The sequence below is a fragment of the Paenibacillus sp. FSL H8-0034 genome, from assembly GCF_038000305.1.
Taxonomy (GTDB): domain Bacteria; phylum Bacillota; class Bacilli; order Paenibacillales; family NBRC-103111; genus Paenibacillus_S.
In genome coordinates, this window is sequence record NZ_JBBOBS010000001.1 from 1009530 (window position 1) to 1028917 (window position 19388).

Annotated in this window: 17 protein-coding genes; 6 read left to right on the forward strand and 11 right to left on the reverse strand. The window is 49.2% G+C overall.

The annotated features are described in order from the left end of the window. Window positions 1–7: 7 nt before the first annotated feature. From NST47_RS04700 to NST47_RS04710, 3 genes are all read left to right on the forward strand, one after another. Window positions 8–3631 (forward strand): S-layer homology domain-containing protein, encoded by a 3624-nt coding sequence (locus NST47_RS04700; RefSeq protein ID WP_341154098.1) that lies wholly within the window; start codon window positions 8–10, stop codon window positions 3629–3631. Window positions 3632–3823: 192 nt separating this feature from the next. After that, complete coding sequence (locus NST47_RS04705; RefSeq protein ID WP_341154099.1) at window positions 3824–5041, forward strand: MFS transporter; 1218 nt, start codon at window positions 3824–3826, stop codon at window positions 5039–5041. Window positions 5042–5111: 70 nt separating this feature from the next. After that, window positions 5112–5573, forward strand: a complete 462-nt coding sequence (locus NST47_RS04710; protein WP_341154100.1) for a DinB family protein — start codon at window positions 5112–5114, stop codon at window positions 5571–5573. An 8-nt stretch (window positions 5574–5581) separates the two neighbouring features. On the opposite strand, the gene NST47_RS04715 is transcribed toward NST47_RS04710, so the two are convergent. From NST47_RS04715 to NST47_RS04745, 7 genes are all read right to left on the reverse strand, one after another. Further along, window positions 5582–6169: a YdcF family protein gene (locus NST47_RS04715; RefSeq protein ID WP_240418529.1), complete on the reverse strand. Its 588-nt coding sequence runs from the start codon at window positions 6167–6169 to the stop codon at window positions 5582–5584. A gap of 247 nt (window positions 6170–6416) precedes the next feature. Continuing rightward, complete coding sequence (locus NST47_RS04720; RefSeq protein WP_341154101.1) at window positions 6417–8480, reverse strand: iron ABC transporter permease; 2064 nt, start codon at window positions 8478–8480, stop codon at window positions 6417–6419. After that, a complete protein-coding gene (locus NST47_RS04725) occupies window positions 8477–9475 on the reverse strand; it encodes an ABC transporter substrate-binding protein (protein WP_341154102.1) in 999 nt (332 codons plus the stop codon). Before NST47_RS04725 ends, NST47_RS04720 begins: the two co-directional genes overlap by 4 nt. 265 nt (window positions 9476–9740) lie before the next feature. After that, window positions 9741–10859, reverse strand: coding sequence for a YeeE/YedE family protein (locus NST47_RS04730; protein WP_341154103.1), 1119 nt, complete (start codon window positions 10857–10859; stop codon window positions 9741–9743). 69 nt (window positions 10860–10928) lie between these two features. Continuing rightward, window positions 10929–11189, reverse strand: a complete 261-nt coding sequence (locus NST47_RS04735; protein ID WP_076231163.1) for a sulfurtransferase TusA family protein — start codon at window positions 11187–11189, stop codon at window positions 10929–10931. Then, window positions 11189–11584 (reverse strand): rhodanese-like domain-containing protein, encoded by a 396-nt coding sequence (locus tag NST47_RS04740; protein ID WP_076231166.1) that lies wholly within the window; start codon window positions 11582–11584, stop codon window positions 11189–11191. Before NST47_RS04740 ends, NST47_RS04735 begins: the two co-directional genes overlap by 1 nt. A gap of 15 nt (window positions 11585–11599) precedes the next feature. Then, window positions 11600–12586 carry a sulfurtransferase gene (locus NST47_RS04745; RefSeq protein WP_341154104.1) on the reverse strand — a complete coding sequence of 329 codons (987 nt, stop codon included), beginning with the start codon at window positions 12584–12586 and terminating at the stop codon, window positions 11600–11602. A 132-nt stretch (window positions 12587–12718) separates the two neighbouring features. Here NST47_RS04745 and NST47_RS04750 point away from each other — a divergent pair, with 132 nt between their 5' ends. Further along, entirely contained in the window at window positions 12719–13789 is a 1071-nt protein-coding gene (locus NST47_RS04750; protein WP_341154105.1) for a YVTN family beta-propeller repeat protein, read from the forward strand. Window positions 13790–13791: 2 nt separating this feature from the next. Further along, window positions 13792–14322, forward strand: a complete 531-nt coding sequence (locus NST47_RS04755; RefSeq protein WP_341154106.1) for a TlpA family protein disulfide reductase — start codon at window positions 13792–13794, stop codon at window positions 14320–14322. A gap of 191 nt (window positions 14323–14513) precedes the next feature. Here the strand turns inward: NST47_RS04755 and NST47_RS04760 are convergent, their stop codons facing one another. The 3 genes from NST47_RS04760 to NST47_RS04770 form a co-directional block, all read right to left on the reverse strand. Then, window positions 14514–14900 (reverse strand): hypothetical protein, encoded by a 387-nt coding sequence (locus NST47_RS04760; protein ID WP_341154107.1) that lies wholly within the window; start codon window positions 14898–14900, stop codon window positions 14514–14516. Between the two features lie 131 nt (window positions 14901–15031). Continuing rightward, entirely contained in the window at window positions 15032–15520 is a 489-nt protein-coding gene (locus NST47_RS04765; RefSeq protein WP_341154108.1) for an 8-oxo-dGTP diphosphatase, read from the reverse strand. A 79-nt stretch (window positions 15521–15599) separates the two neighbouring features. Then, a complete protein-coding gene (locus NST47_RS04770) occupies window positions 15600–16544 on the reverse strand; it encodes a glycosyl hydrolase (protein WP_341154109.1) in 945 nt (314 codons plus the stop codon). A 240-nt stretch (window positions 16545–16784) separates the two neighbouring features. Between NST47_RS04770 and NST47_RS04775 the strand changes: the two genes are divergently transcribed. Then, entirely contained in the window at window positions 16785–17525 is a 741-nt protein-coding gene (locus tag NST47_RS04775) for a hypothetical protein (RefSeq protein WP_341154110.1), read from the forward strand. Here NST47_RS04775 and NST47_RS04780 read toward each other — a convergent pair. Beyond that, on the reverse strand, window positions 17518–19248 hold the full coding sequence (locus NST47_RS04780) for a proline--tRNA ligase (RefSeq protein ID WP_341154111.1): 1731 nt from the start codon (window positions 19246–19248) through the stop codon (window positions 17518–17520). The two genes, NST47_RS04775 and NST47_RS04780, sit on opposite strands and share 8 nt — an antisense overlap. Window positions 19249–19388 lie beyond the last annotated feature (140 nt).

Sequence of the window (19388 nt, forward strand, 5' to 3'; positions counted from 1 at the left end):
ATTTTCTATGGGTAACAAAATAATAAATTGTTTCAGGGCAGCTGCTGCCATACTGGCAGTCGGACTACTGCTGCTTGGCGTGTCCGGGTTCGTCACAATTGTGGCAGCAGCGGCTTCTGTTACTGTCGATGAGAGCTTTGATAATTATCCGACGGGCGCTTTATCCGGCTCAAACTGGACCATTTCAGCGGCATCGGGCTCGATAATGGTCGTGGAAGACCCGAGTAATCCAAGCGACAAAAGCGTCAAAATAACGAAAACGAATACCTCCGGTACGGTAAATTCGGATCGTAAAAACCTTGCACAATCCGGTCAATTTGTTGTTGATTATCGGGTGAAAAGCGATGAGATCGCTGGAAGCAAGTCAGCTCCCTACGTGTTTGGCAGCACGAGCGGGACTAACCTGGTGAGTGTATTGTTCGATGCAGGTTTTATCAAGGCATATAATAGTACAACGAACACGAAGCTTCAATCGTTTACGCCTGGCACCTGGTACCGGATTCAACTTATTTTGGATACCAGCACCAACAAATACGATATGTATATTGATGGAAAATTGAAGGCAGACCAATTTGCTTTTCGTAATAATGCTGGAGAATCTACGCTCTTGCGGTTTGCTTTGGGCACCGACCAGACCGGAACGATATATTTTGATGATTTAAAAGTAGCGCAGCTGCCCGCTTCGATATCGATGGGCGATGATTACCAGCTGGCTATAGGGCACACCCATGCATCATCCGTCACGGCTATCTATCCCGATGCGACCAAAGGCAATGTGACGAAGGCTTCCTGGTATGACTCTTCCAATCCATCGGTGGCTCAAGTGGACGCGGCAGGAGTCGTTACGGCACGATCCATCGGTACAACCACCATTACTGCGCATTATGCAGGCAGGGCAACGGCTACAACCGTACAGGTTACCGACGGTATTGTTTTGAATAGCCTGCAATTGGATTCAACTGCTTATAGTCTAGCACAAGGCTCGGAGCATGCTACAGTGGTAACAGCTGTATATTCCAACGGTACCCGTAATGTAACTGTGAATACCGCTTATACATCCGGTAACCCGTCGATTGCTTCAGTTAGCCAGAGTGGACTGGTGACTGGAAAAAGTGCAGGATCAACAGTCATTTCGGCCACATATGGCGGGAAAATCGCTTCGGTAGCGGTCACTGTCACACCGATTCTTACTGAGCTTCAATTGGATTCAGCTGCTTACGATCTGCAGGCAGGATCGGTGCATCAGACCGTAGTAACAGCTGTATATTCGAATCAAACCACTGATGACGCTACGATGCTTGCCACCTATACGAGCTCGGATGCTTCCGTAGCCTCGGTCGATCGTATAGGCAATGTAGCAGGTATTCGTGCGGGACATACCGTTATTACCGCAACCTATGGCGGTCAAACTAAAGCAGCCCATGTATCGGTCAGCTCTATTAGACTGGATTCGGATGTTTATGAGCTGCAACCGGATGCAACACACTTGACGTCTGTACTGCAGTTATCGGCAGATGGAGTGGAGAGCCCGGTTACGAGTTTTTCCAGCTTTAGCTCATCCAATTCTGCTGTGGCCCAGGTAGATATCACTGGCCAAGTCACCGGAAGGTCTGAGGGCACTGCAGTTATTACCGCTGTGTACGGAGAGAGCCGGGTTATAGCTAACGTGACTGTGCGTTCAACCGGAGCCTCGTCGCAAATCACCGTACCAAGTGTTGGAAAGGACACGATTCAGGTTCATTTATGGGCACAAGGAATCGACAATGTGTATGCAGCACAATCGGAAATCGATTTTGACCCTGCTATACTGCAGCTGCAAAAAGCGGTATCGGGACTTTTCAGCGGTACACCTGAGATGCTGGACAGCCACAATACGATCTATTCGAACAACGGTATACTCACAGGGTTTCAAAGTTTGGCCTTACAAGGTGGACACCTCTCGTATGGTGCTACTCAAGCTGGAGCTGGCACTAGTGGTACCAAGCCCTATGTTACGCTGTTTTTTAAAGTATTGAACCCAATTCAAAACACCAGCTTACAGGTGAACAACACCAACGTGACTTCTGTGTCAGGGAATACAATTACAAAAGCTGTGTTGCCTGTTATAAGTGTTACATTTGATGAGGCTCCGATAGATCCGCCAGACACGTCGGCTCCTAGTGACCCGATTGTTAGCGTAACAGGGAGGACGCCGAGCAGTATAGCTTTGGGTTGGACAGCAGCGACGGATAACGTCGGCGTTACAGGATATGACGTTTACAATGGAAACGACAAGCTGGTTTCTCTGACAGCAAATGCTAATCTCGGCTACACTGTAACCGGGTTGCATCCGAATACAACGTATATCCTCGTCGTAAAAGCCAGAGATGCCGCTGGCAATATGTCGAACGGTGCCAGTATTTCGGCTAAAACAAGCGGTGGTAACCAGTCCGCGAGCAATAGTGGTGGTGGTGGTGGTGCCGCAGCCGGAGTCGATGCCGGTATGAACAAGGAGGCCGACAAGAGCGGTGACAAGCAAATTGTTCAGGCCAGTGATCTTGGGGCAATCAGGGACGGCAAGCTGACGATCCGCATGAACGGTGGCGCCAGCGAGCTGTTAATACCAGCTGATGCCTTGTCACTCGGCGGAAGCTGGCTGGAAATCCAAAAAGGAGCAGCGACTATCCGTTTTCCTTCAATTGTGATCCAGTCGCTAACCGGATTGCTCAGTAAGGAAACGTTACAGGGCGCACAGATTTCCTTCAAGCTGAGTGTGGCAGGAGAGAAAGACACGGAAGCCCTGCTTGCTCCAGCTCTGGGCAGTAAGGAAGCTGTCATTAAAGCAGCAGCACCAGTGCTCCAGCTCGATTTATCCATTATTGCCAAGGATGGAACGGTTAAGAAGTTAGCTTTGTTCGATAAGCCTGTCGAGGTTTCGTTACCCTATGATGGCGATTCTGATCTTAATGAACAGCTGCTCGGTGTGTACCATCTTAACGAACAAATGGAGCAATGGGAATATATAGGCGGACAAATCGATACTGCTGCCAAGCAGATCAAGGTACAGCTGGCTCATTTCAGCAAGTACACAGTTCTTGAATACAACAAGTCTTACTCTGATGTTCCGTCCAGCCATTGGGCAGCGAATGCCATACAGGTGCTTTCTGCCAAACATATCGTTAATGGCATTAATGATATAAACTTTGCGCCGCAAGCCTTCACAACCAGAGCTGAATTTACGACTCTGTTGGTTCGTACGCTTGGATTGAAGGCTTCAGGCTATGCGCCATTCCAGGATGTGTCTCCGGCAGATTGGTATGCGGAGGTAGTGACAGCAGCATACGAATCGAAGCTGATTGGAGGACGTACGGAGAAAAGCTTTGCACCTCTGGATCAGATCAGCCGGGAAGAAATGGCCGTAATGCTGGTAAGAGCTTACGAAGGCTCGGGTGCTGCAAGTCCATCGACAGTTGACGTTTCCTTATCGGATCTTAACAGCGTATCGGACTGGGCTCTTGGCTCCGTGCAGGCTGCGGCCTCCATCGGATTAATGAATGGAAGAGGAAATAACGAGTTCCAGCCCAATCAGCTGGCGAATCGCGCAGAAACCGCACAAGCTGTATATAACCTGCAGCATCTGCTATCACGTTAATAACCAACCACACAGAAGCTACGAAACATCCCTTGCCAGCCATGGTGAGGGATGTTTGCATTTACAGCGAATTAGGCACATCATAATACTCAATCGCCCTGTTTATATTGCGGTAATGAACCTGAAATCGTAGTATACTAATAAAAGGTTTAATAGCCGAAGTAAACGATGAATGGGATGAGCACAACGATTATGAGTGAACTAGCAATGGAAACCCGGGAACAATCGAGCAAACCGATAATGACAAAGGCACTTATTCTTTTAATGGCTGTGGCCTGCGGATTGTCTGTAGCGAATCTGTATTATAATCAACCGCTGCTTGCTGACATAGGCCGTACCTTTCATGCAACGGCGAGGGAAGTCGGAAGCGTTTCCATGTTAACGCAGATCGGTTACGCAGTGGGCATGTTTATATTCGTGCCGCTCGGAGATATGAAGGAGCGCCGCGGACTGATTGTGATGATCCTGCTCGCCGAGATGATTGCGCTTATCGGAGTGGCGACTTCTCAAACGATCCTCTGGATTAATATCGCCAGCCTGGCCGTCGGTTTCACAGCCGTCACTACACAAATTATCATTCCGCTTGCTGCACATTTGGCTCCTCCTGCAGAGCGTGGCAAGGTGATCGGTACGGTTATGAGTGGACTGTTGATCGGTATTTTATTGGCAAGAACGGTATCCGGTGTAATCGGCGGCTTTATGGGCTGGCGTTCCATGTACGGGATTGCCGCGGCTCTTATGTTAATTCTGGCGATTGTGCTATGGAAGGTGCTGCCCAAAGCCGAGCCGCAGGTTGCTATCACCTATAAGCAGCTAATGAAGTCGATTGCAGAGCTGATCCGGACACAGCCTGTCCTTCGTGAAGCCTCATTACTAGGGGCTTTATTGTTTGGCGGCTTTAGTGTGTTCTGGACGGCACTTGCTTTTTATGTAGAGGGGAGCCCTTATCATTACGGCAGTGAGATCGCGGGCCTGTTTGGCTTGGTGGGCGTATTGGGAGCTGCTGCTGCTCCAGCCGCAGGCCGTTTAACCGACCGGTTCAGTGCGACGGGGATGGTAGGTATCTTTATTGGTTTGGCCTTATTATCCTACCTTTCCTTCTGGACAGTGGGCTCTCATCTATGGGGTTTGATTGTGGGTGTGATTTTGCTCGATCTGGGTGTGCAAGGCTCTCAAATTTCCAATCAAGCGAGAATTTATGCTTTGGTTCCAGAGGCCAGAAGCCGGATTAATACAGTATTTATGGTTAGTACCTTTATTGGTGGGTCCATAGGCTCGGCGCTTGGCAGCTATGCCTGGAGTATCGGAGAATGGAATGGGGTTTGTACCGCAGGAGGCTGCATGGTTGGAGTCGGTGCTGTTGTATGGGCTGTTCAGCGTATGAAGAAAAATTCCGTTAGACCTGCTTGATCCCCCGAAAAATAAAAGCTATGATGAGCTGTATGTGTAAAATATGCACAAAATTTGGGAGGCCTAATCGATGAGAGAAGCTTTTATGTTTGACGCGGTGGACAAATACCGTAACCGCCTGCTGCAGCTGGTGGATAAATGTCCAGCAGAGCAGCGTAATGTGGTACCGACGGGATTTAACAATTCGATCTTATGGCAAATCGGTCATATTCTAACGATAACAGAAGGCCTTGTCTTTGGATTTTCCGGGGAAGCTGTCCAGATTCCTGCGGAGTACCGTACCTTCTTTGGCAGTGGCACGAAGCCTGCCGATTGGACGGAGGAGCCGCCGACATGGGAAGCGATCCTTGAGCAATTGAAGCAGCAGCCAGTTCGGATACGCGAAGTTTTTGCAGGAAAATTGCAAGCTTCGGTTAAAGAAAACTTTGCCAAGGCTGACCATGTGGAAGAGATTCTCCTGACCAATCTGCTTCATGAGAACAACCATGCGGGAATGATCCAAGCGATGCTCAAGGTGCTGGTGAAAGGGTAGGGGGACTACTAACATTCAAAATCGCGAATTTGGCCTTGTCTAATATATTTGACAAGGCTATTGATCTCCTGTCGAACCCGTTTGGTGCCCGTTTCATGCAGCCACCAATTGTCAGCCCGGGTCACTTTATCATCTACGCTGCATATGGTGTATTCGATCCAGTCCGGCATATAGGTTTGCAGTGTAAGCAGGCAGCGTCTCATATGATAATTGGTCGTGACGACAAGCAGTCTTTTGATCTTATGGAGTCCGATCGCCCGATCAAGCACGAATAATGCGGCCAGTACATTTTCCTTCGTATGCTTGGAGCGGGTTTCAATAATAATATCCTTTTCTAATACACCGGCCTGAATGGCGCTGCTTTTCATCGTCTTGGCCTCAGGGGTGTCGAATACACCACCTGTGAACAGGATTTTATTGGCGCGTCCCTGCTTGTACAGCTCGACGGCTTTGGGAACCCGGTAGGTGACGGCATTGCGGCTTCCGAATACAAAGATACAATCCCCCTGTTTCCCGTCATCGTCCATATTAGCGTAGAGCAGCTTATGTATGTGTTCCTTGGTCAGTTGATCCGTATGGATTTGCGAGACAAGCATGTCAGTCCCTCCTTTTATGAATATAATAAGCTTCTTTGATATGTCTGGGCTCCATTTTTTTATTACCCAGATTGCTTCTGTTTATCCACTCATCCGTATTTTTGTTGAAAAAAATGTAAAAACCGCTGGGACGTCACTGAATCATGTGTCGTAACAGCGGTTTTTGGAAGTTTGGTGAACCAAAAGCGGAAGAGACGAAATTGTGCTGAAGCACAGAGCCGAGCACACCGATTAACAGGGTTAATGATTAGCGTCGTACAGCACTTCGGTACATGAGTATCAGCAGATACGGAGTTCCCAAGAGTGCTACAATGATTCCAGAAGGAATTTCCTTGGGAGCCAAAACCAATTTGCCAATCATATCGGCTCCGACGAGCAATAAGGCGCCTATCATCGCGGACAGTATAACAGAGTGACGATGATGTTGACCTGTAAACAAACGTACGGCATGAGGGGCTAGCAATCCGATAAAGCCGACAGTTCCTACACTGGCTACTGCAGAAGCGGCAAGCGCCACACCGATGGCGGCTGTGATCAGTCGCGTACGCTGCAGCTTAAGGCCCAGACCCAACGATACCTGATCTCCAAATGCGAGTAGATCGACCCTGCGACCCAGCAGCCAGGCAAGCGGCAGCAGGATAACATTGGCAATTGTGAGGCCGATGAGGTCCTCCCAGCCTTTGGCATATGTGCTTCCTGCCAACCAGGCAATGGCTCCAGCGGCAGTAACCCCCGATTTAATGACAAGGAATTGAATAACGGCCGAGCCTATCGCGGAGATAGCGATACCGACAAGCACGACAACAACCGGATTCAATCCTTTTTTCCAGGCAAGCACATATACCGCTGCTGCTGCGACAAAAGCTCCCGCCAGCGCAGCGGCAGGCAGCCACGCTGCCGAAGCCTGCGGCCAGACGACCAGCAGCAGCAGAGCACCGCAGCCTGCACCGGCGGTAACGCCGACAATCGATGAATCGGCCAACGGATTGCGTAATGCGCCTTGCATCATCACGCCGGCGACAGCGAGCGCTGCTCCGGCCATGGCAGCAACAAGGATACGCGGCAGCCGCAGGTTAAAAACAATATTACGGGCAAGCTCCGTACCGCCGCCGCTCCAGATCGACCACACCTCCATGAATGACAGCCTCATCGAGCCGGCCATCACACTGACTGTGATCAGCAGCACGAGTGCCACACTGACGGTCAGGACAAGCACACTATACGGAATCTTTCTATTCAGATTGCCGACGCTCATGGACGAAGAGCCTTCTGCCGACCGCTGCTCGCGGATACCCCGAATGGCGAGCCAGATGAGCCATGGTCCGCCAATCATTGCGGTCACTGCACCTGCCGGAAGCTCACCGAGCGTGCTGTGGAACATACGGGCTACTGTGTCAGCGCCCACCAATATGACAGCACCCCATAGAGCGCTTGCAGGCAGCAGCATACGATGGCGGCGCAGCCCGATCAATCGTACAAGATGCGGGGCGATTAGTCCGATAAAGCCAATCGGTCCGACTACGCTGACCGTCACACCTGCCAGCAGAACAGCAAGACCTAATGCAGCAAACCGGGTAAAGGTGACGCTTTGACCGAGTGAAGCCGATGTTTCTTCATTCAGCTCCAGCAGGTCGAGTGGACGGGCAAACCATATAGCACCAACTATACCGAGTGTGACCCATGGCCAAGCATAACGGACACCGACCCAGTCATTCTGGACAAGTGAGCCGGACCCCCAGACGAACAGGCCGGAGGTTTGGTTCTCATAGATGAGCTGCAGCGCGCTGGTGAACGAGGACAGCACGAGGGAAACAATCAGCCCGGCGAGTGCCATCCGTACCGGTGTGCTTCTGCGGCCTCCACCCATCAGATACGCCATAGCAGCTGCACCGCAAGCGCCAATGAGCGCGAGCAGCAGCGGCATGCTGGCCTTTAAGCCCGGGAAATAAACGGCAGCCAACACGATAATGAAGTAGGCGCCTGCATTAAGTCCGAGTGTTGATGCCGAAGCGAGTGGATTGCGTGTTACAGTTTGCAGCAAAGCTCCCGCCACGGCAAGTGCGGCACCTGCAAGCATTCCGATACAGGCCCGGGGCATGCGAAGGCCGAGTACCAGGTGGTGGGAAGGGATATCCTGCGGATGCAGCAGCGCATCGATGACTGTTTGCATCGTGACGCTGGCTTCACCTTGGGTCAGACTGGCAAAGAGGAGAACGATCAGCGCAAGAAAGCCGCCTCCGAATACAAGGACCGGCTTCCAGCCTACCATGCTTGTCGATGTCAGAGGTGCGGCGATTTTACGGGTTGTCATTTCGCAATGGCCTTGGTCGCAAGCTGGACGAATACTTGAGCAGATAGCGGACCGCCAAATACCCACGTAGTTCCAGGCAGCATGTAAGAACGGTTTTCTTTTACAAAATTGAGTCCCTTCCACACGGCGTTGTCCTTCAGCTGCTTCTCGAATACATTATCATCCGGCTGAACAATGTATAAAAAGTTGGCGTTCTGTACAGAAGGCAGCAGTTCAACCGAGCCAGTTGTAAAACCGAAGCTTTCAAATTTACTTGATTTAAAAGCATTTTTCAAGCCGGCCCGCTGCAAAATTTGTACAGCCATCGAATTGTCAGTGAACAACCGCAGCTGTGCCGCATTTTGGTTGCTGTAGGCTTGGGTTAATACGAACTCGGCGCCTTCCTTATTCGCTGCTTTCAGCTTTTCTTTGGAGTCGGCATACGTTTTTTGCAAATCGCTTAATACTTTGTCAGCTTCACTTGTTTTACCGGTGAGGTCGGCGATTGTTTTGAAGGTCGTTTCCATCTCTGTATATTGATCACCTGCACCTTCAGCCGGATACGAGTCAAATACGATCGTGGGTGCGATTTTTTGCAGCTGCTCGTAATTTTGCTTGGCACGGTTGGCAGAGGTAATGATAAGGTCAGGCTTAAGACCGGCAATAGCCTCCAGATTCGATTCCTGTCGTGTTCCGACATCTACGGTTTCGGCAGCCAGCTGTGGCTGAATACTGAAATTCCTTTTATATCCGGCAATGTCGGCTACGCCTGTTGGCTGAACACCAAGTGCCAGCAGGTCCTCCGCATACACCCATTCCAGGGTTACGATACGCTTGGGTGTACCCTTAATTTCTGCGGTACCCATCGCATGCTTGATCGTCTTGGTGGCAGCTGAGGCGGCAGGGGGTTGAGCGGTTGGAGCGGAAGCAGGTTCTCCAGGGTTTGGGGTAGAACCGCATGCTGAGATCAGAAATAAGAGGGTTAAGCTTAATATCGCTGTAACAGACTTGAACATATTTTGCACAATGACAACTCCTTATAGAGATTTAGGGACGTTGTTCAACAACGATCCACCACTATCATGATAATGATTATCAAGATCATTTTCACGATAATGATTATCAAGCGAATTGTCAAGAAAAAAAGCTATTATTTTAACCTTTTTACTAGTGTAACTAACTTGGATGGCCTGGAGACCCTATCAGGTTATAGTTTCAGCAAAAACGTCTAGCCCCGAGTAATAAGAGGCTAGACGTTTTTAGGTTGTTCACATGCAGGAGTCAGTCATCCAAAGCATCACTACGCTGGAACAGCATCAGCGGCATTTTGAATACAAACGCGACGACGATGACAATTCCAATGATCATGCCAATAACGACAATCACACTGCTCAAGGATAAACCGCCGATTCCCGTAATGACGTTGGCAATATTGCAGCCAGGTGCGATCCGTGAGGAAATACCCATCAACAGACCGCCACCAATGGCAAAAGGAAGCCGTGACGCTCTCGGGATACGGAATTTGAAGCTGCCGCTTAGAAGAGATGCGACAAATGAGCCGATCACCAGAAAAATAATAAGTGTTTCTTCTGGACCGAGTCCAACCCGCGGAAAATCGGCAAACATCGCATTCAGGTACGTATTGTTAAATACAAAATCATTTCCCAACAGCTGCGCGAGGGCAACTGCTCCGATTCTCGTTTCAGGCCCGGTAATACTGACATTGGACATCAATGCGAACTGAATGGTAGCTACCGCTCCGATCAGGAAAGCGACCAACCGAATATCCCAATGGGACTGCTTCAGAGGGCTTCCTTCCCAATCCGTCAAGGACGACTTGATGCCGCCAACAAAACCTTTCAGCCCGAAGCGATAAATCGCTATAGCCAGCATAACCGCAACGATAACTACAGGAAGTAAATAATAAGGCAAAGGCCATGAGAACAGCGTATATCCGCCTTCCAGTACAGTAAGAGGTTTAAGCGCATCGCGCGCCCAAGGATCATAAATAAGTGCAAACAGCAGATTACCGGCAATGGCAAACAACAGCACGATCCAAAATTGGATATAGCCCATGCCGCAGCGGTAAAGCGTTCCGGAGCCGCAGCCGCCGGCAATCGTCATACCGATACCGAACAAAATGCCGCCGAGCAGGTTAGCGCCGCCAAGCGGTACCGTCCAGATATCGGACACGCTTTTGATATCCAGGGTCAGCACGAGTCCCCAGCCAAGTAAAGCAGTTGCCATCAGTACAAGCACACCATTCAGGATTCGGGTATCTTTGACGCTGATCCAGTCACGAATCGAGGCCACAAAGCAGAAGTCCGCCTTTTGCAGCAGAAACCCGTACAGAAATCCAAAGATAGCAGCCATTAAAAAGACATCCCAAGTATAAGCCATGATGTAAACCGTCCTAACCTTTAATAAATTAAGAAGCAAATCCGCATCAGGATTTGCTCATCGTGCAGCTTAAGCTTTTTTGATAAAAATGTGATAGTTTCCGCCTTTTTTGGCGACACCGAGGAATTCTCCGTATTTATTCATTTTCACCGCTGCTGGAATGGTTTTGGTTGCAATCGAATGATCGGTAATTTCAACGACAATTTCACCAGACTTGGCTTTTTTCAAGCCAGCCAGCGCCAGATTTAAGGTATGAGGGCATACTTCGCCGATAGCATCGACAATATGATCCGGTTTGATTTCAAGTAGTTGCTGTTCGTTCAAGCTCATTATCCACGCTTCCTTTCCAATTGCTCAGGTTTGAAGTTCTCGATGATGTCCTCGGCAGGTCCAAACGCAATATCGTGTCCCTGCTGCTGCCAATTCAGCATGCCGCCCAAGTGGTTATGCACGCGTTCAAAGCCGTTATTACCAAAAAACTTGGCGACCTCATAGCTGCGGCGGCCGCTCCGGCAGACGAAGATATACTCTTTGCTCGGGTCCAAACGATCCATCAGGTCGGCAATCTCACCCATCGGAATTAATGGAAGCCCCTCAATATGACCTGCTTCGTATTCCTCAGGCTCACGAACATCGATGATGATGACAGAGCTGTTTGTATCGGATACAATATCCTGCAGCTCCTGTGAGCTAATGTGGGATACACCTTCAATAATTTGTGCCATGGAGTTGACTCCTTTCTATTTTACAACAGTTGTATCAGCGGCATTGCCCCATTCTGCAAACGCACCTTCATAAGGACGAATATCCGTGTAACCCAGCAGACGAAGCGTAAAGTAAGTGTGTGCTCCACGGATATTGGTTTGGCAATAAGGAATAACGGTTTTGCTCTTATCCTTGTCGACACCGGTTTGCTCGAATGCTTTAGTCAAATCCAGATAGCTTTTAAACACAGGTACGCCGTCCTTGGCGTTAGCATCGATAGCATCGCTCCACTCCCGGTTGACAGCTTTATCGATGTGACCGCCTTTTTGGTTGCCGCGCAGGTCATCGCCGGAGAATTCCTTGGCAGAGCGTACATCAAGCAGCGTGCATTGTTGAATATCCAATGCTTTTAGTTGCTCCTTTGTAGTAATTAGCTTATCATTAGGTGCGGCTGCAAAATTACCCTTGGCAGGTGCAGCAGGGGTGTCGGTTGATACTTCCTTGGAGGCTGCAGCCCAAGCAGCATAACCACCATTTAGTATTTTAACATGATCCTTGTGTCCATAATACTCCAATGCGTAAAAAACACGAGCAGCATTCAAGGAATTGCCTTCATCATAGATAAGTACAGTGGTATCGCTGTTGACACCGAGATTTTGAAATAACTCAGTAAATTTATCTTTGGCTACAATGGTGTTGTTCGCGGCATCTTTCAATAGACCTGAATTCAGCGATAATGCACCGGGAATATGTCCTTGCTCATAGCCTTTGGCACGAGCATCTAGTATTTTTACTTTAGCATCCTTCAGATGCTCCTCAGTCCATTTCACATCAGCCAACAGCTGTGCGTTTGGATATGGGTCTGTTGCCTTGATGGAAGCTGAGGCTGCAGCAGCTTCAGGCTTCGCGGCCGCGGTAGTTGCTGGTGTGCTGGCTGCTGGTTTGGCGGCATCCTTACTTCCGCATGCTGCGGATACAATGGCTAAAGCTAATAATGTAATCATAACGACCGGTTTTTTCATTTTTAATTTCCCCCCATGATGAAATGAATTGTTGATTTTAAAGCTTTTCTTCCTGTATAATAGCACTAATTCCGATATAAATACAATGATTTATTTATGTATAAATTGTCCAAGTTGTGAGGAGAGCCTGCAATGATACACTCAAAAAAGATGATGATTATCGCTATTGCCATGTCGGTCTTATTAGGCGGCTGCGCGATGGAGACGAAGGAGGAGGCCGCACAGCGCCTGCAAACCAAACCCGGAGCTGGTGGTGAATCGGTAAATACCGAGCAATCCTCTGCCGGCAAATTAACGAGCGTCCAATTTTATGTGCCCAGTGAAAAAACGAACAGCCTATCGGTGATCGATGTCGTATCGAGTAAGGTGGTCGGCAAGATTCCTCTCTCTGAGGCTCCGTCTACCGTTATTTTTTCCTCGACCATGCGGGAAGCCTATGCCGCGAATATGAACAGCAGCATAGTTTCCTTCATTAATACACAAACACTGAAAGTGACCAAGGAAGTTCCGGTCGGACCGATGCCGCACGGCATGGTGCTGTCGCCTGACAATAAAATGCTGTACGTGGCAGCTGTTGCCGATCAATTTATTTATTTGGTCGATACGAAGGAAGGCAAGGAGGCCGGAACGATTGATTTGGGGGCAGGTGCCAAAACCAATTACCTCGTGCTCTTCGGTGACAAGCTGTATGTGAGCGATCATGAAAACCATAAAGTATATGTCGTCAATGTCAAAACCAAGCAGCTGCAGCAGACGATTCCTACCGGTAAAGTGCCACGTGCGATCAAGGTCAGCGATGACGGGAAAAAGCTGTACGTTCCGAGCGCGGGCGATAACACGTTGGAGATTTACGATACTGCTGACGGCAAGCAGTTGAGTAAAATTAGCTTGGCGCCGGGTGCGACAGATGTTGTTGTTACGGAAGATGGTTTAACCGCTGTTGTAACCAGTATGGAAGGCAATGCGGTCAGCTTTGTTGATTTGCCAAGCGGCAAGGTGATCAAATCGTTAACGGGCTTATCCGGTGCCAGACATATCTCCTTTAATCGTCAGCAAAGCAAAGCTTATGTGACGCTGAGCGGCTCCGATGAGGTTGTCGTGATCGATACCGTCAAGCAGGAGGTCGTGGAGCATATTAAAGTCGGGGCGCAGCCGCACGGTATTCAGCTCAAAGCGCTGCCGGGTATCGGGGGAAGCTGCTAGTTATGAAGCGTAACTGGATCATTATGGGTGTTATCCTGATTATGGCCGGATTTGCTGTGTTTCAGGCAGTTCAAACCCAGCAGAATAAGGCTGCTGTGCCGGAGGGAGTCGGTCCTCAGCCCGGGCTGGCTGCTCCAGCGCTGGAGCTTCCTGCTTTTGACGGACAGACCTATAAGGTGGGGGGCAAGCGGGATAAGCCCTTGCTGTTGAATTTCTGGGCCTCCTGGTGCACGCCCTGCCGTGATGAGGCTCCCGATTTAACACGCTTGTATAACGAATATAAGGATCGTTTTGATGTGTACGCGGTGAATGTCACCGTGCAGGATGAGATTGCCAATGCCCGGGATATGGTCAAGGAATTTGATTTTAAATTTCCGGTGCTGCTGGATTATCAGGGAAGAAGCATGGACGCCTACCAATATAAGGCGATTCCGACGAACTATCTGATTGACAAGGACGGAACCGTGTTGGAAGTGCTCCATGTTATTGAGCCGAAGTATTTGGAAAAAAGAATTATTGAGCTCAGTAAATAAATAATTGTAAAAGTACTCGCCCTGTAGTGCAGCTAACGATCCAGTTGGCTTGATTACGGGGCTTGCTGCATTAACGGCCACTGGGGACTGGATTCTAATCCATTCCCAAAAAAATAGCCCGGCATAAACTATGCTGGGTGGCTGCTGTCATCTCAAGGTCAAGGTTAAGAGGCAGCATTTTGTACCGGTGGTTAATTAATTTTGATAAGCTGGCTTTGAAGTACGGTATTTCCTTGCTGACTGGTATAAGGAGGAAGACTTCTTCCAAAACAGTTGGCAATAATTTTTTTGTGTTTGTGAGATATAATCCGGATTTCGTAGAGATCGACGGTTTCATCCAGATCAGCATACATCACAGCCAAATTATTGCCTGCCAGGCGGTAAGGAAATATTACTGGAACGTTATCGCCGATAAGCACTGGAAGTAGTACAGGATCGGAATAGGAGGACCAATCCAGTACTTGGACAGTAATACGGTGTGAATCGTCCTTGTCCACATTTGCAATATTGATGACGGCAGTAATAGTTCCAGGCTCTCTGGTCAGCACACCGGTTGATAGAGTCACTTTGTCAGACATATGAATGCACTCCTTTCATAAGTAGATTTAAGTGCACTATACTCTATGATTTAATTTGATAGATGGGTACTGACAGGTTTACTAACTTTCAATAAATGAGGCTGACATGAAGGAGGATACCGTTCAGGCGTCTACAGCTTTTTAATAGTTTTCTCCAGTGTCTGCTTGCTTTCTTCATCCCATACCGAATGGATTTCAAAGGTTCCCTCTTCGAAGAACAAAGGAAATCGCTCCTTGAACCACGGCTGCATGGGAAGATTCAAAGCCTCGCTGATCGGAACCCAGAGGAGCTCGCCTTCGGGCGGGTTGTGCAGCAGGGTACCCTCATAAGCCGTAGCCACATAGTTGAATACCATGTAACGGTAATTGGTTTTGGGCTCGACGTGCTCAGCCATTCCTTTATAGACCAGCTTCGTAACGGTTAACCCGGTTTCCTCAAGCACCTCGCGAATAGCTCCATCAGCAGGGCTTTCAGGAAAATCAATTTTGCCTCCAGGACCGATATAACCTGGAAATCCTTTTTCGCTTGGGCGATTTACCAGTAATACACGGTCTCCGTCCTGAACGAGGCACATCGTGTACATTCCATAAGTATAAGGCAGCGGTTCTATGTTGCTCATCAGATTGTTTCATCTCCATTGAATAGAAGCTCAAGGTGTAAGTAGCACCGGCCTCTCGATAATAAGTAATCTTGTTTCATTATTCAGTTGCTATCAGGCGAAAATCAAAAGGCGCATCCCGATCGCAAATCAGCCTGCCATCGTTAACCGTAAGCTTTGCGACCTGAATCGAGGTCCGGCGATCCTGATAGGTACGTTCAGGCTGACCGGGCTTGCGTTCGGGATGAGTAAAATAAAAGATAAAGGCATGCTCGCCCTGGACCACAACATCGGCATGAAGGCCAATTGCCTGATCATCCTCACGCTGTCCAGGCTGGTCAAGGATAAGCCCCTGGTTCACCCAGTCTATACCATTCTCTGATTGGTACACGCCTTGTCCGCGCCATTCATCGACTAGCAACCAATAGCTGCCGCCAAGGATAAATACGTTAGGTCCTTCATGACCGCGACCTGTAATCACGGGTCCGACTACCGTCCAATTGTACAAATCATCACTATCTGCAGCATAGGTGTGCGAATGATGGTCCTCATCCTTATACCACATCCGAAAGTTGCCGGCTGGAAGCTTGTGCACACAGGCATCGATCACACGCTCCGAGCTTAATTGTAAGCGGGATTGGTAAGTCCACTTCAGTAAATCAGGGCTTGTATAATGAATAATATGGCGCGAGTGGCCTGCCCATTGCTGCGGGATTCCTTGAATATAGCTCACATACATATGATATTGATCTTCATGCCAGATGATTTCCGGAGCCCAGAATGTATTACGACCCCATTCCAGCTCAAGTCCGGCAAGTGTACCCCGATACAGCCAGTTTTGTCCGCCATCGGCAGAGGAAGCCACCCCCAGATCGGTCCCATGCACCCACTGGACTCCAAGGCCACCAGCTGTAGCTCGGCGGTTCGTATAAATCATCCACCATTCGGCAGCTTGACGGTTCCAAATCACGACCGGATCAGCCGCGCCATCATAGATCGGATCTCTGAATAAAGGTGCCTTGGGAGCAAATTCATTTATTGTCATAGCCGATTTCGCCTCCGTTTTATGGAAATGCACTGTTCTTTCAGTTACTCTGATGTTCTTGCGATGAATCGTGGTATCTCTAGAAGCGGTTTATTCACGATTTCAAAGGCGAACGCTCACGCTTCTCCAGGATCATTTGGCCGCTGCGCTCGTTTATCACCGGACTTCTAGGAATATTTGATATACTAAACCTTTGATAGCATGAAAAGATAGTTACCTTATTACCAAGGTGGTATTTATATGCAGGATTGGAATCAGCTTCACCATTATATAGATGCAATCCAGCGGCTGCCTGCCGATAAGCCTTTAACGAAGCAGGATCTGCTTATTCCCGATTTTCTTCTTCACAGGGAAGGTGGGCTGGAGATGTATTATGCTCCTCATAACGAGTATATCAATCAAGCTGCGAAGCTGGTCATACTTGGCATTACTCCGGGCTGGACACAAATGGAGCTGGCATTCAGACAAGCCAAACAGGATGTGGATGCAGGGCTGTTGCTCGAACAAATCGCCTACAGGTCTAAACAAGCTGCGAGATTCGCCGGTACGATGAGGAAAAACCTGTGCAGCATGCTCGATCAGATTGAACTTAACACGGCTCTCGGGCTTTCATCCTGTACGCGATTATTTGAAGATCAGGATGAGTGGCTCCATACGTCGTCGGTTATTAAATATCCTGTTTTTTCACACGGACTTAATTATACAGGGCACAATCCGCAGCTGGTAAAATCACAATTCTTATCGGCATATGTATGCAGCACCTTGAACAATGAACTGAAACAGCTCGCAAATCCGCTCCTTATACCGTTGGGGAAAATGGTGGAGGATGCTTTGAATCTCCTCGTCTCACAAGGAGTCATCGAGCGTCAGAGCTGCTTGTCCGGATTTCCTCACCCATCTGGAGCAAACGGACACCGGCTTCAACAATTGAAGACAAACTTGCCTTTATTGAAAAAGCAGGTTATCCAGTTCTTTAATTAGCTGCATCTCGTAGTTTGAGAGTAATCAGCTCAATGGCTTTCTCAGTGGTGAGTACAAGCACTTCTTCCGCACCACGCTCCTTCCATTCGATCAAGCCTTCGCCCGCCTTTTTACCAACAACGATGCGTATGGGAATGCCGATCAGGTCGGCATCCTTGAGCTTGACGCCGGGTCTTTCCTCGCGGTCATCCAGCAGTACATCGGCACCTAGCTGGCCAAGCTGCGCATACAGGCTCTCGGCCACCTGCATCTGGGTCGTATCCTGCACCGAAACGGGCACGATATGGACATGAAAGGGAGCGATGGAGAACGGCCATACGATACCAAACGCATCATGAGACTGCTCCACCGCAGCTGACAGCAGCCGTGAGATACCGATTCCGTAGCAGCCCATCAGCATGGGCTGTTCCTTACCTTCAGCATCAACAAAGCTTGCTTTCAGCGGCTCGCTGTATTTGGTGCCGAGCTTAAAAATATGGCCAATCTCAATGCCGCGAGTCAGCTTTAAGGAGCTTTCGCAATGTATACAGAGGTCACCTTCCTCTACGTTGCGCAGATCCGCTGTATGCTCCAGAGAGAAATCCCGCCCTGGCCGTACATGACGCAGATGGAAGTCTGAGAGATTGGCTCCGGTAATCGCAGAGTTCATGCGGGCAGCTTCCTGGTCCACGTATAGGGCAATGGACAGCTGCATGGGTCCAATATATCCAGAGGGCGCCCCGGTGGCGCGGGCAATCGTATCGGCGTCAGCAAGCTCAAGGCTATCGGCATTCAGGTAGTTTTTGAGCTTCGTTTCATTAACCTCATGATCGCCGCGGACACACACGGCTACTGGTTGACCATCGGCTATATAAATCAAGGTTTTGATCAGTTGATCAGCCGACACGTTCAGAAAATGTACAAGCTGGTCAATTGTCTTCATATGGGGAGTTGCGATCTTTTCGATATCCAAACGATCCAAACGATTTAACGGATCTAAACCATTGAAGCCTTCAGCAGGCATTCGTGATACGGCTCGCTCCAGATTAGCGGCATACCCACAGCTCTCACAGGTTACGATCGTATCCTCGCCAATATCTGTTAATGCCATAAATTCGTGGGTGCCGCCCTCGCCGCCGATGGCTCCGGCATCCGCTTCAACTGCACGGAATTTCAGACCACACCGATCAAATATGCGGTGGTAGGCGCTGTACATAGCTTGATAAGCTTGATCGACACCTTCCCAGCTTGTATCAAACGAGTAGGCATCCTTCATCACAAATTCCCTTCCGCGCAGCAATCCGAACCGTGGACGCCGTTCATCCCGGAATTTACTCTGAATTTGATACACGATCACGGGAAGTTTACGATAGGAATTAATTTCATCACGAATCAGCGAGGTGACAACTTCCTCGTGAGTCGGACCCAGGGTGAACTCTCGTGAATTGCGGTCTTGAAAACGGATCAACTCGGGTCCATACACCGAGTGTCGTCCTGATTCGTGCCATAGCTCTGCAGGCTGCATAGCAGGCATTAAGATTTCCTGGGCTTGGGTATGATCCATTTCTTCCCTGACAATAGCTTCGAGCTTGCGCAGAACCCTTCGGCCTAAAGGCAGGTAGGTATAGATGCCGGCAGCCAGTTGGCGGATAAAGCCTGCCCGCAGCAGCAATTGGTGACTGGCGGCCTCTGCATCGGATGGGGTTTCCCGTAATGTAGGAATGAATGCGTGTCGTTGTCTCATGATCAAGCTCCTCCTCCAAATCAAATAACCGCATTCGTTAGGGACGAATGCGGTTTCGTGGTACCACCCTATAGTTAACCACCGTTTGACAACGGCAGTCCTTAAACGGAATAACGGGTTTCCCCGGCAACAGATTTCCC